The organism is Variovorax nivicola, from assembly GCF_051216475.1.
GTDB lineage: Bacteria > Pseudomonadota > Gammaproteobacteria > Burkholderiales > Burkholderiaceae_C > Variovorax.
The window spans coordinates 246,908-271,115 of the sequence record NZ_JBPJZK010000008.1 but is presented as its reverse complement, the minus strand read 5'-3'; the positions used below and the strand labels follow the sequence as shown (position 1 = coordinate 271,115).

The window sequence follows — 24,208 nt, the reverse complement described above, 5'->3', positions numbered from 1 at the left end:
CAACGTCCTGTGATGGATGGCGCTCCGGCATCGGCCGACCGGCGGGGCATCCCACAAAAGCGGGATGCCCTAGAACTTTCCTCTGAGCTAACGTGGCGCCGAGGAGGGTTCCTATGCCGATCCCGAACTTGTTCTACGGGCATCAAGATGCCCTGATGCGCGGTGCGTCTCCGACAACGCTCGCCGTGGGCGACTCCTGGTTCTGGTACCCGTTCGACAACCTGCTCGGCGAGATCGCGACGCGCCGCGTTTTGCAGTCGATAGTCGTGGCAGGCTACAACGGCTCAGAGGCTTCGGAGTGGCAGGGCAAGTACGCCGGGTCGATCAAAGCCACCTTCGATTTCTATGCACGCGGCCCCCTCATCAAAGCTCTTTTGCTCAGCGGTGGTGGAAACGACATCGTGGGGCAGAAGAATTTTCCAAAGCTGATCAAGGCCAATTGCTCGGCCTGTCAGTCGGTTCCGTCCTGCTACGCGGATGGGCAGCCTTCGACGGCACTGGACAAGATCATTGGCCACTACCGAAGGCTGATCAAACTCTTCAGAACCTATAACCCAACTGCCGTAGTCGTACTCCACAACTATGACGACGCGTACGCAACTGGCCATGGCGTTTTTGGTCCGGCAGATTGGCTCAAGGTGCCGATGGAGAAATGCCAAGTGCCGACCTCCTTGCGCAAGGATCTCTTTGCAGATCTTGTGGCTGCCTTTGGTAAAGCACAGGACGCATTGGTGGCAGAGCCTGGCTTGGGAAAGATCGTTGCGCTGAAGACGACTGGTACGTTGACGGAGGATCAATGGGCCAATGAATTGCATCCCACGCCTGAGGGGTTTCGACGGCTCGCGGAGTTGAAGTTTCTGCCGGCGCTGGATGCCGCTTGGTAGCACAAGGGCCGACGTCCAGATGAAAGGCCGCTCATGTCAAACATTCAGCGCCACAACTGCACCAGATCAACACACGAGAGGAGGTTTAGATGAATCAGTCGGACGTCCAGCAACTGATCGCCTCCCTCGGCTTCTTTAAAGACTGGACAAACTACCTTCTCGTAACCACCGTCGCGGCATTGGGTTGGGTTGCCACAAAGCCATTGATCTTGGATGGCCGAGCGCTGCGATGGACCATCGCTTTCTTTGGCCTTTCAATCGTCTTTGCAATTCTTACCCTTGCACTGATCCCACTAGTTGGCGAGAGACTTGTGGCAGGCAGTTCAATCTATGACATCAAGGCACGATTTACTGTCTTTTGGCTTTGGGGGCCTGAAGCTGAGGCAAAGATCAAATGGGTCTGCTGGCCGCAGCATGTTTTCTTTCTCGCTGGAATCATTGTTTTTAGCGTCGGAAGCATGCTCCGTGTGTCCACCGCGAGGTGACGTTAAGTCACTGCATCGATTGAACGCCCGGAGGCCGACGTTGTCGCCTGTCGGTCGTCGCATGTGCCATAGGTTGATGGCTCATTGCGGCATTCGTAGGGAAATCTGGGGCGTCTGCCATTTGGCATCTGGAGGATCTTCATGAGCTCACCTAAGACAACGAATTCTCTTCTGGCGGTGATTGCCGCCTGCCTACTGTTCATTGCTGGACGCGGCATTGTGGAGAGCGCTGTGCCATCTGCCAACGCACAGCCGAGCAATCGAATAATGATCTACGGATGCTTCAAGCAATACAGCCACAGTGATTGCGACCCGAAACCCATTGGTGTGACGGTAGAGGGTTACGTCATAAATATGCCTAAACATTAGGCGTGGTCCTAAGGCCACAAGCCTCCGAGGCTTGGCGTCTCCAAGCTTTGCCTGCCGAGTTTGGAGTCTTGTGTTCACACTGCCGGCGCCATACGCCGCCTAAGCGTTAGGCAAGGTGGCGTAGTAAAGAACTTCGAGGAGATAGCGATGCGTCACAGCGTGGTTTGTTCGGTATGCATCTTCTGTTCGGGACTAGTAACTGCATCTCTTGCGGCTGAGGCCGATCCTCCGCCCGTCGTCACCAGATACCTCGTCCAGCGCCATTCGGGCCCAAGCAACTACGATTTTGTTGCGCGCTACGCATCTGCATCGCCTGCAAGCAGGGGAAATAAGGTTGTCTTCTACGAGATATGCAACGTAGGAGAGAAGCCGTTCCTCTTTCGATGGGATGAACTTTGGGGTGTTGTTCAAGGCCAATCAATTCTGAAAGGGGAGTGTCCTTGGGTGGCCATTGCAACACCCAATGGCGTCAAAGAGGGAAATGCGTCGATCCTCTACAGTGCCGACGCGCGGAGAAATGCAGTTGTGCACGTGCCGATCCCAGATCCTCCTGCCGGAACAGTTACTGGCTTCCTCGAAAACTTCTTGGGAAAGAAAAAGAGCCCTTCGATGGTGGGACCCGACGACCCGAAGGCTACGGCCGCAAATGCGAGCGTTGTGATGGTAGAGAAGGATCAAGGCAAGGAAACGTACCACTGGGTCGAGATCAAGGAAGAGTCTGTGAGTCGTCTTGCCTTGAAGATGATCAGGGAAGATCCCGCGATTGCAAAGGAATTTGCGCGAACCTTCCGCGCGACGAATGGTGGTGCCACTGGTAGCGTGCTAAAGGCTGAGGAATTACGCAAATCGATCTCGAAGGAAGACTGGGAGGTTTTACCGGAGCGCTTTAGAAGCGGGGACTACATCGTTCTCGTGAAGACCACCGATCAAGCATCAGCCGAGTACAGCTTGCCTAAGAAAGGCGGGAGGTTGATGGTGGCACCAGCACAGGCAATAGCGATCGACAAGAACGGGAAAGTACAGGTGTACTACCACTATTCCACTTTCAAGAACGAGTAGCGGTATGTGGAAGAACATACTCGAGTTCATTTACAAGCATGGCCAGGAGTTGCTGTTCTTGGTTGTTCGCCCGGTTGTGTTCTTCGAAGAAGAATCGGCAAAGTGGGGAGTCCCGGCGATGTATCTGGCGATGCTCGTGACGGCGGTCTTTGCGCTCAGGAACCCATGGCTGGCGAGGAGGCTGCTGCGGAGCTTCCCGAAGTGGGTTCACTTCACCGTTTGGCCGGTGCTTTGCGGGGCAGCGTTCTTCCACGTGTTGATGGTGAAGCGACTCGCACCAATGGACGACTGGATGATTTCAGTCGAGAGGTTCGCCTACGTCGTCCTGGCCGCTGCGTATGGGGCCGTTTTGGCCTATGTGATTTGCCTGGCGGCCAATCATTTCAGGAAAAAGTGACTTCCCGTGGCTGCTTTGGCTCCTCAGTTGCGGCACCGAACTGCTCGCCACACATGGCCCATTCCACAGTTGCTCGCGCTCATCGGTAGGAATGTTGAAGCGAGTACACCACATGGCTGAGCGAATCATGGTCGGGCGTTCCACGCCCCAATCTTCCCGTCGCCGCACACGCGGCTCGTCGAAACCCGCCACGCGGACAAGCGACGAGGCAAGGGCACTCCTCGAAATCAAACTGGCGCAGCTGAACTCGCTGCTGCGGTGTTGCTATGGCGACGGCAACGGGTGGTTCGAGGAAGCAGGGGAGATGCACCGGGACCGCATGTTCTGGATTGCTGCGGATCTGGCGCGAGAGGCGGAGATGTTGTTGCAGGAGAGTGGGCTAGGGTAGAGCGGGTGCTAGCGCTCTCAGTCGGCTTCAACTGGGCATCCCACAAAGTAGGGATGCCCAGGACCTCTCACCCCCGCTACCGTAGTACAGGGGAGTACCACAAAGGTATGGGAGGCCGAAGATGCTTTGGAAAGCGGCGAGCGTAGCCACAGCGGCATTCATGTTGATGCCGGGCGCATCCTTTGCCTTCGAGCTATCGCCGGACGGAACGTCCTTCGAGAAGAAGCTCGCGAAGATGGGACAACCGACCGGAGACAAGTTGCTCAGCAAGCTCGTGGACTTGGGCGTTCGAAAGTTCGGCAGCCCAGTTCACGAAGAGATCGCAAACCGGTCATTGGATTGCGATGGAGACGCGGATATCTGCGCCGACCCTGATTGGGACCCGGCACAGGCCTACGTGCTCGCCGGAGTACGTTGGAATGATGACCCGCCATTCAGATTCGAATCTTCGTTCGGTAAGTACGGGGGATGCAAGGTCGGAGACACGGTGCGCCTTGTCGTGCAACCGGAGTGCTGGGGGCGAGTGTTCTACGACGGGAAGAAGAGGGCAGCCCGCGGTGAAGTACTGAATGCCAAGACGGCACCGCTACTTGTACGGTCCCACTTCGGGGACATGCAGTTTCTTCACGCGATGGGCTCGGTCGATGGTGAACCGCCAGACATTACCTACGGGCGCATCATGATGTGGGCCGAGTTCACGTGGAAGGTCGCGACCAGAAAGATCCCTGCCAATGGCATCGTTGCGAATCAAGACGTGGCGGGTGTTCGCGATGTCTTTGGCATGAACGGATGGAGCGTGCAGGACCTTTTTGCTCTCGGCAATCCGAACATCCGCAAGCCTTCCTATCTGGGTGCGGTCGCGTTCGGAAGCCTTTTGCATACCGTTCAGGATTCGTTCTCTCGCGCGCATGTCGAGCGTGAGCAAGTAACGAAGGGGGCCAAGTGCCCGGGCGCTGCTAGCGACTACGCGGCGCCGGGAGCCGTCAGAGAGTTTCACGCTTACGGTCACCAGGACGCGGACAAGCATTCCACTGCGGATGTTCGGGCCGCGTTTTCCGTGCACTGGTCTTCTGGAGCACCAAGCGCGGTGGACGTCGGGAGGGTGCTTGTGCAGTTTTATGACCGCCAAGCGGAATGGTTGGAGGTTCGGCCGTATGTGGAGTGCGTATTCCGATTGGCGCCGAATACGACGGTGGCGTCTCCTGGTGACTATGCGGTCAATTGACCGGCGCGCGACCCATTTTGAGCTTTCAAATGATTTGTCGCAGCTATCTCTTTGGTGACGCAGCAGGGAGTTCAGATAGGAGATGAGGGGCTTGCGCAACTTGGCTGCGATGTATTCGATGTGAGTACGCTGCTGGAAAAATGATGGAGGCAGGGAATGGTTACGGAAGCAGATATCGCTGCGGCAACGCATATTCGGTTGCCAACAAGATTCGCCTATCAGAACCGAGACGGCGTGGTAGACGCCTCGTGCATCGCGCGGGCGAGTGAGGTCCATGAGGCCACGATCACTTCGTATCGGTCTCGCGGTCCCAATTTCAAGCGGCTCAAAGCAGCCATAGCTGACGGCTCAACCTATGTTGTGGACTTAGTCGGCAATGGCTTCGACTTCACAGACTTGGCTCCAACGGGTGTGATACGTGGAACAAGTAGCGCAGTCATCGGTGGTGTATTGGAGATCGAAGACGTCCGCTTCCGAGAAATCGAGACACGCGTAGACGAAGGCAATCGCCTCAAGACAGAAGCGCATGCCTCGTGGCGGAATGGAATCAACTACGTCTCAGAGCTTGAAGCGGTCGAGGGGCACCCTGTGCGACCTGGTTTACGGTCCCCTCAGATCGGCGCGCTTCATGCAATCGCAGCACATTGGAGCTTGAGTAGCGATCCGGCAATCGTTGTGATGCCCACCGGCACCGGAAAGACGGAAGTAATGTTAGCTGTCACAGTCGAGTCGCGCGGAGATCGGGTGCTTGTCATAGTTCCCACAGATGCACTCCGTCAGCAGACCGCAGACAAGTTTCGCGAGTATGGGCTTCTCAGGAGGCTCGGCATCGTTGCCGACGTTAAGAATCCCGTGGTAGGCGTGCTCACCGGAAAACCGACAGCCGCGCAGTTCGATGTAATCCGGACGTGCAACGTCGTAGTAACAACGATGGCCTCCATCAATCGAGGTGACGACCATGAGCAAAAGGCATTCGCTGCTCTCTTCAGTGAAGTGTTCTTTGACGAGGCCCATCACGCTCAGGCGACGACGTGGAGCAGGTTCTCAGGGTTCTGCGGGCACGCACGGATGCTACTGTTTACTGCCACGCCCTTTCGCGAGGATGGTAAGGCGCTGAATGGGAAGATCATCTACAACTACCCACTCCAGTTCGCACAGGAGAACGAATTCTTCAAGCCAATCCAGTTCCTGCAAGTCTTCGAGCCGGACAGCTCTCTGGCTGACTTGAGGATCGCTGAAAAGGCGGTGGAGAAGTTGAGGGCCGACCTTGCGAACGGCTTAGACCACATGCTGCTGGCAAGAGCAAATACGATAGGCCACGCGCAACGTCTCTTTGAAGACATTTACAGCTCGGAATTCCCTGATCTGAACCCGATACTTGTCCACAGTCAAACGCGTGGCCGAGAGCAAGTCCTGCGGAACATTCGAAACGGGCAACACCGGATAGTGATTTGCGTTGACATGTTCGGTGAAGGCTTCGATCTGCCGCAGCTAAAGGTTGCTGCGCTGCATTCGGTGCACAAGAGCCTGGGCATCACATTGCAGTTCATTGGACGCTTCGCACGGGCTGCCGCGAATGTTGGGGACGCGAGCTTTGTTGCCAATACAGCAGAGGACGGTGTCCCAGAAGCCTTGGAAAGCCTGTACCAAGAAGACGCCGATTGGAACAATCTGTTGTCTGACTTGAGCTATGACGCTATCGACCCACAGGCTAGATTGTCAGAGCTGGTGGAAAACCTTCAGCCACTTGGGGATGTGACGTCTGAATTGGAAATATCCACACTGACGATGAAGCCCAAACTGAGCACCGAAGTGTTTCGAGTGCCGGACTTCGACCACACGGGATATCGCAAGGCACTTCGATCAGCTCAAATTATTTACCAGCCGATTTTCAGTCAGCAGGACCAGATGCTGGTCTTCATTGTCAATCAAAAGGACAAGGTTGACTGGACGGACTCCCGTGACATCGCTATTGATACCTGGGACTTGTTTGTCGTCTTCTACGATGAAGAACGAAGCCTTCTTTTCATCAACAGTTCACGAAAATATTTCGCCTCGAAGCTTGCGCAGAGCCTATCTACCGACCCTCAACCGGTGCGAGATGAGGATGTGTTCCGCGCGTTCAGCAACTTGCGGCGCTTGACTCTGCACAGTGTTGGCCTGACAGGCCTAAGTAGAAACGTCAGATATCAAATGTTCGCCGGGCTAGATGTTCGCGATGCAATCGATCCTGTTCTTCAACAGGACAAGATGAAATCGAACGTGATGGGCGTTGGGTATGAAGAAGGTCAAAGAGTGAGTATTGGGTGTTCGCGCAAGGGAAAAATCTGGTCGCTCCAGACCGACTCTCTGGCGGGATGGAGAGAGTGGTGTCGTGGTCTAGGCGTGAAGCTGTCGAATGACAATATCGAGCCGAACGACTTCCTCAAGTACACGTTGATTCCCGAGCTTCTAAAGAACGGTGTGCTTCCCAACCAACAGGCCATGATGGCCGATTGGCCGGATCAACTTTTCGAGTCAGCGAGCTTCAAAATCACGGTTGTGCATGGTGATGACAAATACAGCTTTCACGAATGCCAACTAGATTTGGTCGATTGGACTGCTGCTGGGAACGCATTAACCTTCAAGTTGAAGGCCGGCAGAGACGTAGAGTGCGTCTTCAAGATGATGCTTATCGCTGAAGAGGCTGCCCAAGGTCTGCTTTACTCAATCACGCGCGTTGAGGGGCCCGAAATTTTCATCGAGGCATTCAACAAAGTTGAGACCGCTGTTGAGTTCTTCACCACCAACCCTCCTCTGGTGCGGTTGGCAGACGGCTCGCAGCTCTCAGGTGAGATATTGCTGAAACCGCGTGAAGAGCTGACCGAGGTTTTTGACCATGATCTGATCGTTCAACTTGCCTGGGGCGATACGCTACTGAATCAAGAAAGTCGCTGGAGTGGTGAGGAGCTTAGGCCCCGCTCAATTCAACAGAAGTTCATCGAGCATCTAGAGCAAGGCTCATCGGCGTTCATCATTGATGACGACGATGCCGGAGAAAGCGCGGACATAGTTGCGATTGAAGATACCGAAGACACTATTACAGTCACCTTGTGGCATTGCAAGTTTTCTTCCGGTGCGGCTCCCGGCAATCGTGTGAAAGACCTCTACGAGGTTTGCGGGCAAGCGCAAAAATCCATTAAGTGGACTTGGAGCTTTGCCAATCTGGTTGCCCATTTGACCGAACGTGAAACCAAACATCGCGGTGGTCGCCCCTCAAGGTTTGTCAGGGGAAGTTTGGACAGGTTGGTTGTGCTCAGAAAGGCGTCACGGCGAAAGTACGCAGTCTTCCGGGTGGGCATTGTTCAGCCGGGCTTGTCGAAGGCTGGAATAGGAAACGAACACCTCGCAATACTGGGTGCCACAAGCCTCTTTCTGCGCACCGTCACTAATCATCCGCTGATGGTGGTTTCGAGTTGATGGCGGCAGCTTCTTGCAAGGACCGTTGTTGAACCGCACGACTGGAGTGACAGCCCCCCAGTCTTGAGCAGCCATTCGACGAGGCATAGGGTCGCATTACCGGGGCATCACAGTTTGGCAAAAGACGGCTCTATCACGTCTACCGATGCACGTCAGTAGCCTTGCGTTTTCGGAGGGCGAATGCATGTGTGGCAACAGCCCTTACTGCTGCCCCTCACCTCTGCGGCATATCCTTGACCGAGTAGCCAAGGCTCACCGTCGCATCCTCTGGAATAGCAGGCATCGTCGCATTCCAAGCCGCCCAGTCCGCCCGCATAGCAGCCAACCTCTCCGGCTCCTTCTTCCCCAGATTCGCCCGCTCGCGCTCGTCAGCAGGAATATTGAACAGGTACTCGTTCCCGTCCACCTTCAAATACTTCCAGTCCCCATCGCGCATCGCTTCCTGCCCGCGATGGTTCATGCGCCAGTGCAGCGGCCTGCGGAAGCTGTGCTTCGCGTCTTTCAACACGGGCATCAGCGACACGCCGTCCAGCGGATAGTCCGAGTGCGCTGAAACCCCGGCTGCGTCGAGCATGGTGGCTGACCAGTCCATGGTCATGCACAGCTGTGTGCTCTCGCCGCCCTTGCCAATTACTGCGGGCCAGTGCGCGATCCATGGCACGCGGATGCCGCCTTCGGTCAGGTCCATCTTGCCGCCCACCAGCGGCCAGTTGTCCGAGAAGCGTTCGCCGCCGTTGTCGCTGGTGAACACCACCAGCGTGTTGTCGGCCATGCCGTGCTTTTGCAGCGCGGCCATGATCCAGCCGATGCCTTCGTCCATGTGATGAATCATGCGGCTGTACACATGAATGTTGCCGCCGGCCAGGTCGAACAGGTTGTCCTTGACGGTGGGGGCCTTCTCCGCGTCGTCGCGGGTTTCCCATGGCCAGTGCGGGGCGGTGTAGTGCAGGCTCAGGAAGAAGGGCGCTTCCTGCTCTGACATGCGCTCCACGTACTCGACCGCGCGCTTGGAGAGGATGTCGGTGAGGTAGCCCTCTTCCTGCTTGTCTTCTTCGCCAAACCACAGGTCGTGGCGGCCGGTGGAGTCGCAGTGGGTGAAGTAGTCGACGCCGCCCGACATGGGCCCGAAGAATTCGTCGTACCCCGAGCGCAGCGGGCCGAAGGTGGGCGGGTAGCCCAGGTGCCATTTGCCGATGAGCGCGGTCTGGTAGCCGCTGGCTTTCAGCAATGAAGGCAGGGTGGGGTGGTCGGTGGGCAGGCCGAGGGTGGTGCTGCCGCGGCTCTTGCTGTTGATGGGCTCTTCGGCGGCGCCGCGCAGGCGGTACTGGTAGCGGCCGGTGATCATGCCGAAGCGCGTGGGCGAGCACACGGGCGAGTTGGCGTAGCCCTGCGTGAGCTTCAGGCCATTGGCGGCCAAGCCGTCGAGCACGGGCGACACGGGGCCGAACACGGCGTCGCGGCCGCCGTAGCAGCCGAGGTCTGCATAGCCGAGATCGTCGGCAACGATGAAGATGATGTTGGGTCTTGTGGTCATGTCTCTTTGACGTTCTTCTTGAAGGGGTTCAGGGCTGGTAGCCCGACTTCTGCACTACGGGCGCCCACTGCGCGCGGTAGGCTTTGAGCATGGCGGCGGTCTGCGTCTGTGTGCTCACCACCGGCGTCATGCCGGAGTCCTTGAACTTGCGTTGCGTGTCCGGGTCTTGCATGACTTCGCGGATCAGATTGGACAGGCGTTCGACCTTGTCCTTCGGCATGCTGTTCGGCGCGAAGAAGGTGTTCCAGCCGGTGGCGGCAAGGTCGAGGCCGGCTTCCTTGAAGGTGGGCACGTTCGGCGCAAAGGGCGAGCGCTTGGTGCCCGACAGCGCGAGGATGCGCAGCTTGCCCGCGGCGTGCTGCGGCAGCACCACGTCTTCGGTGTCGACGGCAATGGGCACCTGCCCGCCGATCAGGTCGTTCAGCAGCGGGGCCGAGCCGCGGTAGCCGATCACCTGGGTCTGCACGTTGGCCTTTTCGCCGACCATGAGGCCGAAGAAGTGCGGCAGGCTGCCCGTGGCCGGCACGCCGACGTTGGCCTGCTTGGGGTTGGCGCGCATCCAGGCCAGCAGGTGGTTCAGCTCGCGCACGGGCAGGGTGGGCGAGACGGACAGCGCAAAGTTGTAGTCGTTGACGTACGACACGGGCACGAAGTCGCGGTCGGGGTCGTAGTTGTTGTCCTTGAAGACGAGCGGCGCGACCACCATCACGGCGGGGTTGGCGAGCATCAGCACGTTCTGGTTGGCGGGCGTGTTCTTCACTTGCTGCGCCGCAAGGCGGCCGCCCGCGCCGGGCTTGTTGTCGACCACCACCGCCACGCCCAGCCTGGCGCCGAGCTTGTCGCCCACGATGCGCGCCACGCGGTCGGTGGCGCCGCCGGGTGCGTAGCCGACCACGATGTGCAGGGGGGTGTCGAACTTGGCCTGGGCGTTTGCATGCGTGGCGAAAGCAGCAGCAAAGCCGGCAATGGCCAGCAGGCCGGCGGCGCGGCGGGTGAGAAGGGAGGTCGGCAGCATGATGGGCAAGTCCTTGTCGTCGTCTTGGGTCGGGCGATGACCCGTGAGTGTGACCGCGAGGCTCGCGGTTTCGGACGATTCTGAAGACGCGGCGTTCGATTGATCAAATCAACCATTGCCGGGGTTTACCCCGCGGCAACAGTCCCATCAGTCCACCTTCATGCCGGTTGCCTTGACGATGCGGCCATAGCGCGCCTGGCTTGCGGCCAGGTGCTCGCTGGCTGCGCTGCCGGTTTCTCCGAGCGGCACCATGTCGAGCGAGGCCAGCCGGGCCTTGACCTCGGGCAGCGCCAGCGCTTTCTGCAGCGAGGCGCGCAGCGTTTGCATGACCGGTTCGGGCGTGGCGGCGGGCACCATCGAGATATAGAGCACCTCGAACTCCAGGCCCTTCAGGCCCAGTTCGCCCACGGTGGGCACCTGCGGCAGCAGCGGCGAGCGTTGTTTGCCGGTAACGGCCAGCGCGCGCAGCTTGCCCGACTGCACCTGCGGCAGCAGGCCCGGCGTGGCGAGGATGCCGGCCTGCACCTCGTCGCCCATCAGCGCCAGCACGGCCGGCGCGTTGCCCTTGTAGGGCACGTGCGTGATCTTCGCGCCGGTCTCGGTGGCGAAGATCTCGGCGGCAATGTGGCCGGGGCTGCCGTTGCCGGCCGAGCTGAAGGTGGCGGGCTCGGCCTTGGCCTGCGTGACGAACTCGGGCAGCGTCTTCGCCTTGACGCCCGGGGCCACGCCGAAGCTCAGGCCCGAAGAGCTGAAGATCATCAGCGGCTTGAGGTCTTTGGCCGCGAAGGGCATCGACGCGTACAGGTGCGGGTTGATGGTGAAGGTGCTGTCGATGCCCAGCAGCACCGAGTAGCCGTCGGCCGGGCTCTTTGCGACCAGATCGGCGCCGATGTTGCCGCCGGCACCGGGCCGGTTGTCGACGATGAAGGGCTGCTTCAGGTCTTTCTGCAGCGCGTCAGCCAGCGCGCGGCCGAGGATGTCGATGGGGCCGCCCGCCGGGAAGTTGGTGAGGAACTTCACCGCCTTGGCGGGGTAGGGCGCGTCGGCCGCGGCGGCGTGGGTGGCGACGCTTCCCAGGGCGAGTGCCGTGCAGGCGGCGATGGCAATGGCAAGGCGGCGGCGCGTGCCGCCGAAGGCTTTCGGTGAACCGGTGGTCATGTCTCTGTTTGTCTCCTTATTGGAGGCAACTCTAGGAGCGTGGCGCGGGCTGCACAACTGAAAGCTCTTCTGCCAGGTATTCCTGATGGTTATATTCAAACGGCCGCTCGCTCAAGGAAAGCCCCATGTCAGCCATGAACTTTGCGCGCCTGAAGCTGCGCCATCTGCAATGCCTCGTGATGGTGGCGCAAGAGCGCAACCTCGTGCGCGCGGCCGAGGCGCTGTCGCTCACGCAGCCGGCGGTGTCCAAGACCATCGCCGAGCTGGAAGAGATCGTCGGTCGCCAACTGCTGTTGCGTCGCCGACGCGGCGTGGAGCTCACGCCGGCCGCCGAGGTGCTGGTGCGCCATGCCGTCTCTGCCCTGCGCGGTCTGCGCGAAGGCATGGGCCTGGCCATGGACCAGCCCGAGGCCGACCAGTTGCGCGTGGCCGTCGGCGCCTTGCCGAACATGGTGGCCAACCTGCTGCCCGAAGCCGTCGCCCTGCTGAACGACGCGCACCCCGCGCTGCGTGTGCGCGTAGTGAGCGGCACCAACGCGCAGTTGATGACGCAGCTGCGCCAGGGCGAAATCGACGTCGTGCTCGGCCGCCTCGCGCAGGCCTCGGCCATGGCCGACCTGGCCTTCGAACAGCTCTTCAGCGAACCCCTGCTGCTGGTGGTGCGCCCCGGCCATCCGCTCGCGGCAAAGCGCAAGCCAACGCTAGACGCACTGGCCGCTCACCCGCTGGTGCTGCCAGTGTCGGGCACGCTCATCAGGCACACGGCTGATGCCTTTTTGATCGCGCAGGGCCTGGCGCTGCCCAACCGGCTGGTGGAGGCAACCGACACGAGCTTCGTGGTCGGGCTGCTGCAGCGCTGCGATGCGGTGTGGTTCGCGCCTCAAGGAGCGGTGGAAGGCTTTATCGCGCGCGGCGAGTTGAAGCGCGTGGCCATCGACACGTCGAGCACCGAAGGCCCGGTCGGTTTCACGGTGCGCCGCAGCGGCGAACTGGGGGAGGGCGCGCGGCTGCTGCTCGAAACGATCCGCGGGATCGTGCTCAAGCGAAAGGGTTGAGGCCCTAGGCGGGAGCCTTGAGGTCGTTTTCTCGCAGCATCACGGGCTCCATCGAGCCCTGTGCCAGACGGCGCCGCACGGCCGCATCGATTTCCTCGGCATGAAGGCCGTAGGTGTTCAGTGGGTCGGCGTCTTCGCCGGTGCGGTAGTGATAGCGCAGGGTTTCCCTTCCGATGCTCGCGTTCACGTCGTGGCCCTCCACCGTCACCGAAAAGCGCACCGTGCCCGAAGCGTCGTGAAAGAAGGGGGCGTCAGCCATCGCAAGGCCTGGTGTGTGTCATGGGAGTCCTTTCGGTGATGCGCAGAAAGACATCCGCGTGGGGCACTCTAGTCCTTAATGCCGGTGGCGTCTGTCCGGTCTCACGCTTATGCTTTCGCCGGCATGACCATGCACAGGAGAAGGAGAAGCCGATGAGTTCGTTGGAAGAAGTCTGGGCCTACCGCGAGGAGACCCTTTACACATGAACCGCGTGAAAGGAACCGCCGCACCAACAAAGTCCGAACCGTCGCGAGAGCGTGCGCTCGAATTGGCCGAGTCGCTGCATGCGATGGGCGCGATCGAGGTCAAGCGCTTCTTCGGCGGCTTCGGGCTGGTTATGCAGGGCGTGCAGTTCGCCTTCGTCATGAAGAGCACGCTCTACCTGCGCGTGAACGACACCACCCGCCCGGAGTTCGAACGCATCGGGGCGACGCCTTTCACGTATGCCACGCGGGCCTCGAACGTCAAGGTGGCGAGCTACTACCAGGCGCCGGTCGATGCGATGGACGACCCACACGTACTGCGCGAATGGGCCGTGAAGGCGTATGCGAGCGCGGTGGGCGCGCAGCGGCCGAAGTCCGCTGCGCCGCGCAAGAAGCGCCCCGCTCAGGCGCCGACGTAAGCCGCGAGGTGCTCGCCCGTGAGGGTGGAGCGGGCGGCGACAAGGTCGGCCGGTGTGCCCTCGAAGACGACCCGGCCGCCGTCATGGCCGGCGCCAGGACCGAGGTCGATGATCCAGTCGGCATGCGCCATCACCGCCTGGTGGTGCTCCACGACGATGACCGACTTGCCCGCATCGACGAGCCGGTCGAGCAGGCCGAGCAGTTGCTCGACATCGGCAAGGTGCAGGCCGGCGGTCGGCTCGTCGAGCACGTACACGCCGCCTTTCTCCGCCATGTGCGTGGCCAGCTTGAGCCGCTGCCGTTCGCCGCCTGACAGCGTGGTGAGCGGCTGGCCGAGGCTGAGGTAGCCTAGCCCGACGTCGGCGAGCCGGTCGAGGATGGCGTGCGCAGCCGGCGTGCGTGCATCGCCTGCGCCGAAGAATTCCCGGGCCTCGGTCACCGACATGGCGAGCACTTCGCTGATGTCGCGCCCGCCGAAGTGATGCTCGAGCACCGAGGCATGGAAGCGCTTGCCCTCGCACTCCTCGCAGGTGGTGGCAACGCCGGCCATCATCGCGAGGTCGGTGTAGATGACGCCCGCGCCATTGCAGGCAGGGCAGGCGCCTTCGGAGTTGGCGCTGAACAGCGCGGGCTTGACGCCGTTGGCCTTCGCGAATGCATTGCGGATCGGGTCGAGCAGCCCGGTATAGGTGGCCGGGTTGCTGCGCCGCGAGCCGCGTATCGAGCCTTGGTCGACCGACACCACGCCGGCGCCGGCGGGGATCGATCCGTGCACGAGCGAGCTCTTGCCGGAGCCGGCCACGCCGGTAACGACGACCAGCACGCCGAGCGGCACGTCGACGCTCACATTGCGCAGGTTGTGCGTCTTCGCGCCGCGGATCGGCAGCTTGCCCGTGGGCTTGCGCACCTTTTTCTTGAGGGCGGCCCGGTCGTCGAGGTGCCGGCCGGTGAGGGTGCTGCTGGCACGCAGTGCCTCGACGGTGCCCTCGAAGCAGACGGTGCCACCGGCAGTGCCCGCGCCGGGGCCGAGGTCGACGACGTGGTCGGCGATGGCGATGGCCTCCGGCTTGTGCTCCACCACGAGCACGGTGTTGCCCTTGTCGCGCAGCCGCAGCAGCAGGCTGTTCATGCGCTGGATGTCATGGGGGTGCAGGCCGATGGTCGGCTCGTCGAAAACGTAGGTCACGTCGGTGAGTGAGGAGCCGAGATGGCGGATCATCTTTGTGCGCTGCGCCTCGCCGCCGGAGAGCGTGCCGGAGGGCCGGTCGAGGCTCAGGTAGCCGAGCCCGATTTCCACGAACGAGTCGAGCGTGTGGGCCAGCTTGGCGAGCAGCGGCGCTACCGAGGGCTCGTCGAGGCCGCGCACCCATTCGGCCAGGTCGCTGATCTGCATTGCGCATGCATCGGCGATGTTGATCTTCTTGATCTTCGAAGACCGGGCCGCCTCGCTGAGCCGGGTGCCTTCGCACTCGGGGCAGGTGCTGAACGTTACCGCGCGCTCCACGAAGGCGCGGATGTGCGGCTGCATGGCATCGACGTCTTTCGCCAGGAAAGACTTCTGCACCTGCGGAATCAGCCCCTGGTAGGTGAGGTTGATGCCGTCTACCTTGATCTTGGTCGGCTCCTTGTGGAGCAGGGCGTCGAGTTCTTTCTTGGTGAACTTGCGGATCGGCTTGTCGGGGTCGAAGAAGCCGCAGCCGTTGAAGATGCGGCCGTACCAGCCCTCCATGCTGAAGCCGGGAATGGTGAGCGCGCCTTCGTTGAGCGACTTGCTGTCGTCGTAGAAGGCCGCCAGGTCGAAGTCGGTAACGGCGCCCCGGCCTTCGCAGCGCGGGCACATGCCGCCGGTGCGGTTGAAGCTTTGCTTCACGGTCTTGCTGGCACCGCGTTCGACTGTGATGACGCCGGTCGCCTTGACCGATGGCACGTTGAACGCGAAGGCGCTCGGCGAGCCGATGTGCGGCTTGCCGAGGCGGCTGAAGAGAATGCGCAGCATCGCGTTGGCATCGGTGGCGGTGCCGACGGTGGAGCGCGGGTCGCCGCCCATGCGCTCCTGGTCGACGATGATCGCGGTCGTCAGGCCGTCGAGCACGTCGACCTCGGGCCGTGCCAGCGTGGGCATGAAGCCCTGCACGAAGGCGCTGTAGGTTTCGTTGATGAGCCGCTGCGATTCGGCGGCGATGGTGCCGAACACCAACGAGCTCTTGCCCGAGCCGGAGACGCCGGTGAACACCGTCAGCCGCCGCTTCGGCAGCTCGACGCTGATGTCCTTGAGGTTGTTCACGCGCGCGCCCTGCACGCGGATCAGGTCGTGGTGGTCTGCGGCGTGTGGTGCGTTCTTCTGCGTGTCCTTCGAGTCCTTCTTCGGGGCCTTGCTCATCGTGTCTCCGTCTTTCGGGTGATGGGTCAGCGCAGCTGCTGGATGCGGATCATGTTGCCCGCCGGGTCGCGCACGGCGCAGTCGCGAACGCCGTAGGGCTGCTCGGTTGGCTCCTCGACGATCTCGGCCTTGCCGGCCTGCAGCCGCGCGAAGGCGCCGTCGAGGTCCTTGGTGGCCAGCAGGATCGTGGCGTAGGTGCCCTTGGCCATCATCTCGGCGATGGTGCGGCGTTCGTCCTCTGTGAGGCCGGGCGTGGCGGCGGGCGGAAACAGCACGATCGATATGCCGGGCTGGCCGGCGGGGCCGATCGTGATCCAGCGCATGCCGCCGTATCCGACGTCGTTGCGAATCTCGAAGCCGAGGGTGTCGCGGTAGAAGGCCAGCGAGGTTTCCGGGTCGTCGTGCGGGAGAAAGGTCGAGTGGATGGTGATGTCCATGGCGTGTTGCTGGTTGGCTATGTGGGTAGGGGTCGCCATGCTAGCTGCGGCTCGGGGGCCGGCGCTTCTCGATTCCTGATCGGTCGTGTCACCTGCTTGGCCACGCATGAAGGCATTCCCTCGGTCGCGCTCGCCTCCTGTCGCCGGTAGGTGCCGGGTGGCATGCCGACGAGTTCGGTGAAGCGGGTGGTGAAGGTACCCAGCGATCCGCAGCCGACCGCAAAGCAGACCTCGGTAACGCTGAGGTCGCCGCGGCGCAGCAGCGCCATCGCACGCTCGATGCGCCGCGTCATCAGGTAGGCGTAGGGCGGCTCGCCGTAGGCGATGCGGAACTGGCGGCTGAGGTGCCCGGCCGACATGCCGGCGTCGCGGGCGAGCGTTTCGAGGTCCAGTGGCTGCGCGTACTCCCGGTCGATCCGGTCGCGTACTCGGCGCAGCCGTGCGAGGTCGCGCAGCTGCTGCGCGGCGGTGGGTTTGCTGGTCATCCGGCGGATCGTGCCACGGTGCGCCGTGGTGCTCAAGCCGAGTGGGGCGTTCGAGATCAAGGGGCTTTCAAATAGCAGATCGACCACTTGGTCTAATGGTGGACTCATGAGAAAAGTCGACCCTGAACGCCAGTCGCTGGTCGACGCCCTGCGCGGCTTCGCGCTGCTGGGCATCCTGGTCGTGAATATTGCGAGCTTTTCCTCGACCTACTACGGCGTCGGCGTGCCCGACCCGATGGCGCAATCGGCGCTGGAGCGCGCGGCCCTGCTCGTCAGGACGCTGGTGTTCGAGACCAAGTTCTACCTGCTGTTCTCCTTCCTCTTCGGCTACAGCTTCACCTTGCAGATGCGCTCGGCCGAACGCGACGGCAAGCCCTTTGCGCCGCGCCTGCTGCGGCGCCTGGTGGCGCTATGGGTCATCGGCCTGCTGCATGCGGTGCTGCTGTACCACGGCGACATCCTCACCACCTATGCGGTGCTGGGCGCGGTGCTGCTGATGCTGCGGCGGCGCGGCGATGTGTTCCTCGCGCGCTACGCGGTCGGGCTGGTGCTGGTGACGGCGCTGCTCTGGGCCGGCATCGGCTATCTGTGGGCGCTGGCTGGCATTCCGCAGGACACGATGCGCAGTGCCTACGTCGAGGCGGCCGCGGCACTGGCGGCCTATCGCGGAACGCCTGCCACGGTGATCGTCCAGCACCTGCGCGAGCTGTCGCAGATCTGGTGGGTCACGGGGCTGGTGCAGGCGCCGACGGCGCTGGCGATGTTCTTCGCGGGCTTCATCGCAGGGCGGCGCGGGCTCTTCGCGAACGCCGATGCGCATCGCGCGCTGTTCCGGCGCCTGCTGTTCTGGGGGCTGGTCATCGGGCTGCCGGGGGCGTTGGTGTATGCCTTTCCGTCGATACGGCTGGACAACGCCGTCCGCGAGCTCTACGGCCTCGCAGCCACGCTGTTGACGGCGCCTTTCCTCGCCGCCGCCTATGCGTCCGGCCTGGTGCTGCTGATGCAGACGCCGCGCGGCCACGTGCTCGAAAGACTGCTGGCGCCGGCGGGGCGCATGGCGCTGACCAACTACCTGATGCAGTCGTTGGTGTGCGCATGGCTCTTCCTGGCGTATGGGCTGCGCTGGATCGGCACGGTCGGCCCGCTCGCTGCCACGGCCATCGCCTTTGCGATCTTCGCGGCGCAGTTGGTGCTGAGCCGTTGGTGGATGGGCCGCTTCGTCTACGGACCGGTGGAGTGGCTGCTGCGCGCGTTCACGAACCTTGCGCTTCCTGCGATGCGTCGCAGGCGCTGATCTCCGATTGCCGGGCTCACGGCGGCGGGGCAGGTGGAGGAGGAACAGGCCGCGACCACAGCCACGCCAGCACCGTCGCCATGCACGCGATGGCCAGCACGGCGAGCCACGTGCGGTGTGCGGTGAACGACACGATCACGGCGCACACCGCCATCGTGGCCGTCGCGCTCCACTTGGCGCGGCGACTCACGGTGCGGCCGTTGGCCCAGTTGTGCAGCAGCGGGCCGAACAGGCGGTGATTCAGCAGCCAGGCGTGCAGCCGCGGCGAGCTGCGGGCCGCGGCCCATGCGGCCATCAGGATGAACACCGTCGTCGGCATGCCGGGCACGACCACGCCGATGAGGCCGAGCACCAGGCACAGCAGCGCAAAGCCGTACAACAGGGCCCGCGTGAGCGCGGAGTTCCGTTCGGGGGCGGGCCGGCGGTCTGGCTTCAAGGCCGGATCAGGCCGGGGCCTGCTGCTGTTCGCGCTCCTGGAGGCCGTCGCTCGTGATGCGCATCTTCGGCAGGAACTGCGGGTACTCGCGCTGCATGTAGTCGATGAGCCCCTCGCGCACGCTGCAGCGCAGGTCGAAGGTAAGGCTCGATGTCGCGGCCGTGCACAGCACGCGAAGCTGCATGGTGCGTTCGGTGGCGTCGGTCACGCGCAGGTTGAAGAAGCGGCCGTCCCACTCGGGCGCGGCCTTCACGATGCGCTCGACCTCCTCGCGCAGCGGCGCAAGCGGCATGCCGTAGTCGACGTAAATGAACACGGCGCCCAGCAGTTGCGACGAATGCCGCGTCCAGTTCTGGAACGGCTTCTCGATGAAGTAAGTGAGCGGCAGGATCAGCCGGCGCTCGTCCCAGATGCGCACCACGACGAAGGTGCCGGTGATTTCCTCGACGCGGCCCCATTCGCCCTCGACCACCAGCACGTCGTCGATGCGGATCGGCTGCGCCAGCGCGATCTGCAGGCCGGCGATGAGGTTGCTGAACACCGGCTTGGCCGCAAGACCGGCCACGATGCCGATCACACCGGCCGAGGCCAGCAGGCTCGCACCCACCTGGCGCGCGCCGGGAAAGGTCATGAGCATCATCGCGCCGCCGGCCACCACGACCACCGACATGGCGGTGCGCGCGAGCACGCGGGTCTGCGTGAGCACGCGGCGGGCTTGCAGGTTGTCGGCGATGTCGGAGGGGTTCTGCGCCAGCACGCCGTCGGCAAAGCCGCTGATGGCCCTCACCGTGAGCCAGGTGGCGGCGGCGATGAGCAGCAGGCCGTTGAAGTGGCGCACGCTGCCGATGAAGCGCAGGTCTTCGGGCGCCGCCTGGAAGATGAGCAGCAGCGCCACCAGCGGCAGCACCAGCCGCGCCGGTGCGTTGCAGTTGAGCACCATCGCATGCACCGTGGGCAGGGGGCGGGTGATGCGCTTCAGGACAAGGCCGCCGATGCGGTGAACCAGAAGAGCGAGCGGAATGGCGACGAGGATGGCAATCCAGGTGCCGAACCAGGGGTGGGCAAGTATCTCTTTAGTCATCAGGCGGTGGTCGTCGTGGCTGCTGTTGTCTCGTTCAGGGGTTGAAGAATGCGCGCCGCGTCGTCGCGCAGCTGCGTGGCCAGGGCCGTGGCCAGGTCGAGTCGGCGCAGCAGCCAGGGGCTGATGTCGTTGTCGAACGGGTCGGGCAGGGGGATCGGGCCGCCCACGGTGGTCGAGCCGGCGCTCTCGGGGTGCGAGGGGCCGGTGGTGGGCGTGGTTCCGATGGCTGCCTCGATGCGTTGCGCGGTGCGGCTGATGGGGCCTTCGACCTCCGCCGGCGTGAGGCGGTCGCGCCGCAGCACGAGCATCGACTTCACCGCGCTCAGTTGGGCGAGCAGCTGGTAGCTGTGGGCCTGCAGGTGTTCGAGCGGCTCCAGCGGCGGCTGCACTGCGCGCGGCTCCGACAGCGAGCGCTGCGTAGCCTGCACCAGCGCCGAGAGGCTGTCGTAGGCCTCGCGGCGCGCAAGGCGCCATTCGAGCTCGGGGCTGCTGTCGATGGCCTGCAGCTGGCCCAGGCCGAGCGCCAGGCGCGCATGCCGGGCCTGCGCGGTGAGCACGCGTGACACCAGCGCCGGAATTTGCGTGCGCTCCCACGAAGGCAGCACGTAGCAGAAGCCCCAGGCCAGCGCGGCGCCGATGAGCGTGTCGGCGATGCGCTCGAACAGCGCGAAGATCGGCGCCACGCCCACGTTCAGCATGTGGGCCTGCACCAGGCCGAGCACGGTGGCGGCCACGGCGGTGATGAGGTAGCGCCGCACCGCGAAGCTGTGCGCAATGGCCTGCGCCACGGTCACGATCACCAGCAGCATCAGCGCAGACGGGTGCGCCGACAGCAGCCCGACCGCGAGCACGCAGCCCAGCAGCGTGCCGGCCACGCGCGCGTTACGGCGCTCCAGCGTCTGCGAGAGGCTGCCGCGCAGCACGACCACGATGGTCAGCAGGATCCAGTAGTCGTGCGAGCCCCAGGGCATCGACACCGCGATGGCGTAGCCGGCGGCAATGGCCAGCGCGGCGCGGATGGCGTGGCGCAGCGGCGGCTGGTCCCAGCGCCACAGCGTGAGGAAGGGGCGCAACGACCAGTCGGTCGGGCTCACGAACAGCTGCCAGTTGGCGCGCACCACGGCGAGGTTGGGCTCGGCGTCGCCGCGAGCCATGGCCGACAGGCGCAGCACCTCGTCGTTCATGTGGCCGATGCGGCTGGCCAGCCCGCGCGCCAGCATGGCGGCGGTGGGGCCGATGTGGCCGCCGCCGCCACCGTGCATGTTTGCGCTGTCGTCGGCCGAAACGTGGATGGCCGCGAGGCGCGGGCGCCGGTCGGCCACGACTTCGGGGTGGCGGCCCATCATGAGGGCGTCGGCCAGCGCGATGGTTTCGTCGGCCAGCTCTTCGAGCACGCAGCGCATTTCGATCAGCGCCTCGGCGTGCGCGGGGTGGGCGCGCAGGGTGTCGAGGTCGAGCTCGCTGGCCAGCAGCTGGTCGCGCATTTCGAGCACGATCACCAGCATAGCGGCCAGGCGCTGGCGGCGCGGGGTGCGCGGCGATTCGAGCACGATGTCGCGCGTGGCCTGCAGCTGGTCGGCCAGCGCGGCCTGTTCACGCAGCAGCTGGCCCAGCACGGGCGCGGGTGTGTCGCGCACGTCGCGGGTTTCGTCCTGCGGCAGGAACTGGCTGGCCTCGGTGCGCATCAGCGCGGCCAGCGAATACAGCACGTCGGCCACCGACTGGGTGCGAAAGCGCCCGTTGAGCGCCAGGTTGGCGAGCGTGGCCCAGATCACGTACAGGCCTGCGCCCAAACCGAAGTGCCAGGTGCGCTCCAGCGCGTCGGCCATGCCGGTGGGCGCCGGCGTGGCCATGGAGAACACCATCGAGAACATCACCGCGATGGCGATCGGGATGCCCCGCTTGCCCCAGGCCATGGCCAGGAAGGCCATGAAAGTGGCGGGCACCAGCAGCAGCCCGAGGCGAATGGGCGCGGTGTGCAGCATCTGCACGGCAAAGAACAACGGCAGGCCGATGAGCGGCGCCGGCAGCATCTGGAAGAACTTGCCGCGGCGCGGGCCCGGCAGGTCGGGCGGCGCGGTGACGATCACGCCGGTGGCGGCCGCCGAGGCCGCGATGGTGCCCAGCCAGAAGTGGATGCCGCCCGAGATGAACAGCAGGCCCAGCGCAACGGTGAGCCCGCTCGCGACGTAGTGGCTCAGCGCAACGCGCAGAGCAGCACGAACCCGGGGCGCGGCGTTGGGCCCCAGCATCGTCACTTGGCGGAAGCGTCGCCCTCACGGGGCTGGGGCTGGGGAGAGGCACCGGTGGCGGGCGCGTCACGGCGCACGCGCGTGAGCTTGCGAGGAGCGGGCTTCGCTTCGGCAGCGGCTGGAGTGGCGCCTTCGGCCGCTTCGTCGGCGAAGTCGACCACGGTGCTGCGGGCGTAGAGGTCGACCGAGGCATCGTCCGCGTTCGACTTGGTCGAGGCGGACACGGCGCGCACGCGGTCGCTGGCGCGCAGTTTGTCGTCGACGTTGGCGAACTTGGAGTACTTGGCGAGCAGCGGCACCAGTTGGCCGTAGATGCGCGGGGCGCCGGCCAGGCATTCGCGCTGCTCGAGGAATTCGGGCTCGCCCGTGAAGTTGCCGATGAGGCCGCCAGCCTCGGTGACCAGCAGCGAACCCGCGGCCACGTCCCAAGGGTTCAGGCCGGTTTCGAAGAAGGCGTCGGTGAAGCCGGCGGCCACGTAGGCCAGGTCGAGCGCTGCGGCACCGGGGCGGCGCAGGCCGGCCGCGCGGGGCATCATGTCCGCCATGATGGCCAGGTATTGCTTGAAGTTGTCGCCGGTGCGGAACGGGAAGCCGGTGGAAATCAGGCACTCGTTGAGGCGGGTGCGCTTCGAGACGCGGATGCGGCGCTCGTTCATGTAGGCGCCGCGGCCCTTGGTGGCGGTAAACAGGTCGTTGCGGGTGGGGTCGTAGACCACGGCCTGCTCGATCTTGCCGCGCACCGACAGCGCGATGGACACGCAGTACACCGGAAAGCCGTGGATGAAATTGGTGGTGCCGTCGAGCGGATCGATGATCCAGACGTAGTCGGAGTCTTTGGCGCCGTATTCGGTGCCCGATTCTTCGGCCAGGATGCCGTGCCCCGGGTATGCGCCAAGCAGCGTCTCGATGATCGCTTTCTCGCTGGCGTGATCGACTTCGGTGACGAAGTCGTTGACCTGCTTCTGGGAGATGCGCACGGCCTCGACGTCGAGGGCAGCGCGGTTGATGATCGCGCCGGCGGCGCGTGCGGCCTTGACGGCCACGTTGAGCATGGGATGCAGGTTGGGGGACGACATTCTGGATTGTGAGAAGAACGGTGGGGTTGGTCCCCCGGAGGCGGCCCGGCGATGCAGGCGGCGAGAATCGGGCATTTTACCGGCTCCGCCGTTTCGTGTCTCCTGACCCCCCCATGCGCACCCGTTTCATCCTGATCCAGACCAGCCACGCCGGCAATGTGGGCGCCGCCGCCCGCGCCATGAAAACCATGGGTTTCGACGACCTCGTGCTGGTGACGCCCCGCTGGGCCAACGTGCTGCGGCGCGAGGAAACCATCCAGCGCGCGAGCGGTGCGCTCGACGTGCTGACCAACGCCCGCATCGTCGAAACGCTCGATGAAGCCCTTGACGGCGTGACCCACCTGTGCGCCACGGCCATGATCCCGCGCGACTTCGGCCCGCCCACCCGTACGCCCCGAGAGCACCTGGAACCGCTGGCGAAGCAGGGCGACCAGCACGTGGCCTTCCTGTTCGGCTCCGAGCGTTTCGGCATGCGGAACGAGGACGTCTACCGCTGCAACGTGGCCCTGAGCATCCCGACCGACCCGAAATTCGGCTCGCTGAACCTGGGCGCGGCAATCCAGGTGGTCGCTTACGAATGGCGGCTGGCGCTGGGCGGCTACGAGGTGCGCGAGGCCATCAACCCCGTGCAGGCCGCCGATGCGCAGGCGGTGGCCGGCATGCTCGACCATTGGGAGCGCTCGCTCGTGGAGATCGGTTTTCTCGACCCCGAGGCACCCAAGAAGCTCATGCCGAGGCTGCAGCAGCTCTTCAACCGCGCCCAGCCCACCCCGGAAGAGATCCACATCCTGCGCGGCATCGCCAAGGCCATGAGCGACGCCACCCGCCCGCCGCGGGGCTCGTAGCCTTCTAAAACC

At 63.4% G+C, this 24,208-nt stretch carries 22 protein-coding genes; 11 read left to right on the top strand and 11 right to left on the bottom strand.

Features of this window, described 5'->3' with window-relative positions; genetic code table 11:
• The first annotated feature begins 113 nt into the window (after positions 1 to 113).
• The 7 genes from ACSFBF_RS28125 to ACSFBF_RS28095 all read left to right on the top strand — a co-directional run bounded on the left by ACSFBF_RS28125 (position 114) and on the right by ACSFBF_RS28095 (position 8,266).
• A complete protein-coding gene (locus tag ACSFBF_RS28125; RefSeq protein ID WP_435472720.1) occupies positions 114 to 884 on the top strand; it encodes a GDSL-type esterase/lipase family protein in 771 nt (256 codons plus the stop codon).
• Positions 885 to 973: 89 nt separating this feature from the next.
• Positions 974 to 1,369 carry a hypothetical protein gene (locus ACSFBF_RS28120; RefSeq protein WP_435472719.1) on the top strand — a complete coding sequence of 132 codons (396 nt, stop codon included), beginning with the start codon at positions 974 to 976 and terminating at the stop codon, positions 1,367 to 1,369.
• Positions 1,370 to 1,885: 516 nt separating this feature from the next.
• Complete coding sequence (locus tag ACSFBF_RS28115) at positions 1,886 to 2,797, top strand: hypothetical protein (RefSeq protein WP_435472717.1); 912 nt, start codon at positions 1,886 to 1,888, stop codon at positions 2,795 to 2,797.
• Positions 2,798 to 2,801: 4 nt separating this feature from the next.
• A complete protein-coding gene (locus ACSFBF_RS28110; protein WP_435472715.1) occupies positions 2,802 to 3,194 on the top strand; it encodes a hypothetical protein in 393 nt (130 codons plus the stop codon).
• Positions 3,195 to 3,306: 112 nt separating this feature from the next.
• Entirely contained in the window at positions 3,307 to 3,582 is a 276-nt protein-coding gene (locus ACSFBF_RS28105) for a hypothetical protein (protein ID WP_435472713.1), read from the top strand.
• A 121-nt stretch (positions 3,583 to 3,703) separates the two neighbouring features.
• Complete coding sequence (locus ACSFBF_RS28100) at positions 3,704 to 4,807, top strand: hypothetical protein (protein WP_435472711.1); 1,104 nt, start codon at positions 3,704 to 3,706, stop codon at positions 4,805 to 4,807.
• A gap of 156 nt (positions 4,808 to 4,963) precedes the next feature.
• On the top strand, positions 4,964 to 8,266 hold the full coding sequence (locus tag ACSFBF_RS28095; RefSeq protein WP_435472710.1) for a DEAD/DEAH box helicase: 3,303 nt from the start codon (positions 4,964 to 4,966) through the stop codon (positions 8,264 to 8,266).
• Positions 8,267 to 8,480: 214 nt separating this feature from the next.
• On the opposite strand, the gene ACSFBF_RS28090 is transcribed toward ACSFBF_RS28095, so the two are convergent.
• The 3 genes from ACSFBF_RS28090 to ACSFBF_RS28080 form a co-directional block, all read right to left on the bottom strand.
• Positions 8,481 to 9,800, bottom strand: a complete 1,320-nt coding sequence (locus ACSFBF_RS28090) for a sulfatase family protein (protein ID WP_435472708.1) — start codon at positions 9,798 to 9,800, stop codon at positions 8,481 to 8,483.
• 28 nt (positions 9,801 to 9,828) lie between these two features.
• Complete coding sequence (locus tag ACSFBF_RS28085) at positions 9,829 to 10,815, bottom strand: Bug family tripartite tricarboxylate transporter substrate binding protein (RefSeq protein ID WP_435472706.1); 987 nt, start codon at positions 10,813 to 10,815, stop codon at positions 9,829 to 9,831.
• 147 nt (positions 10,816 to 10,962) lie between these two features.
• Positions 10,963 to 11,973, bottom strand: a complete 1,011-nt coding sequence (locus ACSFBF_RS28080) for a Bug family tripartite tricarboxylate transporter substrate binding protein (RefSeq protein WP_435472704.1) — start codon at positions 11,971 to 11,973, stop codon at positions 10,963 to 10,965.
• A 125-nt stretch (positions 11,974 to 12,098) separates the two neighbouring features.
• On the opposite strand from ACSFBF_RS28080, the gene ACSFBF_RS28075 reads away from it, so the two are divergent.
• Positions 12,099 to 13,028 (top strand): LysR substrate-binding domain-containing protein, encoded by a 930-nt coding sequence (locus tag ACSFBF_RS28075; RefSeq protein ID WP_435472702.1) that lies wholly within the window; start codon positions 12,099 to 12,101, stop codon positions 13,026 to 13,028.
• Positions 13,029 to 13,032: 4 nt separating this feature from the next.
• On the opposite strand, the gene ACSFBF_RS28070 is transcribed toward ACSFBF_RS28075, so the two are convergent.
• Complete coding sequence (locus ACSFBF_RS28070) at positions 13,033 to 13,287, bottom strand: DUF1488 family protein (protein WP_435472700.1); 255 nt, start codon at positions 13,285 to 13,287, stop codon at positions 13,033 to 13,035.
• A gap of 202 nt (positions 13,288 to 13,489) precedes the next feature.
• Here ACSFBF_RS28070 and ACSFBF_RS28065 point away from each other — a divergent pair, with 202 nt between their 5' ends.
• A complete protein-coding gene (locus ACSFBF_RS28065) occupies positions 13,490 to 13,909 on the top strand; it encodes a TfoX/Sxy family protein (protein WP_435472698.1) in 420 nt (139 codons plus the stop codon).
• On the opposite strand, the gene ACSFBF_RS28060 is transcribed toward ACSFBF_RS28065, so the two are convergent.
• Genes ACSFBF_RS28060 through ACSFBF_RS28050 form a run of 3 tightly spaced genes read right to left on the bottom strand, consistent with a single transcriptional unit; the run spans position 13,894 to position 17,212 of the window.
• The gene (locus ACSFBF_RS28060) at positions 13,894 to 16,290 is read right to left on the bottom strand and encodes an ATP-binding cassette domain-containing protein (protein WP_435472696.1); all 2,397 of its coding nucleotides are present in this window, start codon (positions 16,288 to 16,290) and stop codon (positions 13,894 to 13,896) included. The two genes, ACSFBF_RS28065 and ACSFBF_RS28060, sit on opposite strands and share 16 nt — an antisense overlap.
• Before the next feature lie 26 nt (positions 16,291 to 16,316).
• The gene (locus ACSFBF_RS28055) at positions 16,317 to 16,727 is read right to left on the bottom strand and encodes a VOC family protein (RefSeq protein ID WP_435472694.1); all 411 of its coding nucleotides are present in this window, start codon (positions 16,725 to 16,727) and stop codon (positions 16,317 to 16,319) included.
• Positions 16,728 to 16,744: 17 nt separating this feature from the next.
• Positions 16,745 to 17,212, bottom strand: a complete 468-nt coding sequence (locus ACSFBF_RS28050; RefSeq protein WP_435472692.1) for a helix-turn-helix transcriptional regulator — start codon at positions 17,210 to 17,212, stop codon at positions 16,745 to 16,747.
• 106 nt (positions 17,213 to 17,318) lie between these two features.
• Between ACSFBF_RS28050 and ACSFBF_RS28045 the strand changes: the two genes are divergently transcribed.
• Positions 17,319 to 18,506 (top strand): DUF418 domain-containing protein, encoded by a 1,188-nt coding sequence (locus ACSFBF_RS28045; RefSeq protein ID WP_435472690.1) that lies wholly within the window; start codon positions 17,319 to 17,321, stop codon positions 18,504 to 18,506.
• A gap of 16 nt (positions 18,507 to 18,522) precedes the next feature.
• Here ACSFBF_RS28045 and ACSFBF_RS28040 read toward each other — a convergent pair whose 3' ends face one another.
• From ACSFBF_RS28040 to ACSFBF_RS28025, 4 genes are read right to left on the bottom strand one after another with little or no spacing between them, the layout of a single operon-like run.
• Complete coding sequence (locus ACSFBF_RS28040; protein WP_435472688.1) at positions 18,523 to 18,942, bottom strand: YbaN family protein; 420 nt, start codon at positions 18,940 to 18,942, stop codon at positions 18,523 to 18,525.
• A gap of 7 nt (positions 18,943 to 18,949) precedes the next feature.
• Entirely contained in the window at positions 18,950 to 20,023 is a 1,074-nt protein-coding gene (locus tag ACSFBF_RS28035) for a mechanosensitive ion channel family protein (RefSeq protein WP_435472686.1), read from the bottom strand.
• Positions 20,023 to 22,275 (bottom strand): FUSC family protein, encoded by a 2,253-nt coding sequence (locus ACSFBF_RS28030; protein ID WP_435472684.1) that lies wholly within the window; start codon positions 22,273 to 22,275, stop codon positions 20,023 to 20,025. The genes ACSFBF_RS28035 and ACSFBF_RS28030 overlap by 1 nt, the downstream gene beginning before the upstream one ends.
• 2 nt (positions 22,276 to 22,277) lie before the next feature.
• Positions 22,278 to 23,351, bottom strand: coding sequence for an inositol monophosphatase family protein (locus ACSFBF_RS28025; RefSeq protein WP_435472682.1), 1,074 nt, complete (start codon positions 23,349 to 23,351; stop codon positions 22,278 to 22,280).
• Between the two features lie 113 nt (positions 23,352 to 23,464).
• Here ACSFBF_RS28025 and ACSFBF_RS28020 point away from each other — a divergent pair, with 113 nt between their 5' ends.
• A complete protein-coding gene (locus ACSFBF_RS28020; RefSeq protein ID WP_435472680.1) occupies positions 23,465 to 24,196 on the top strand; it encodes an RNA methyltransferase in 732 nt (243 codons plus the stop codon).
• Positions 24,197 to 24,208: the final 12 nt, after the last annotated feature.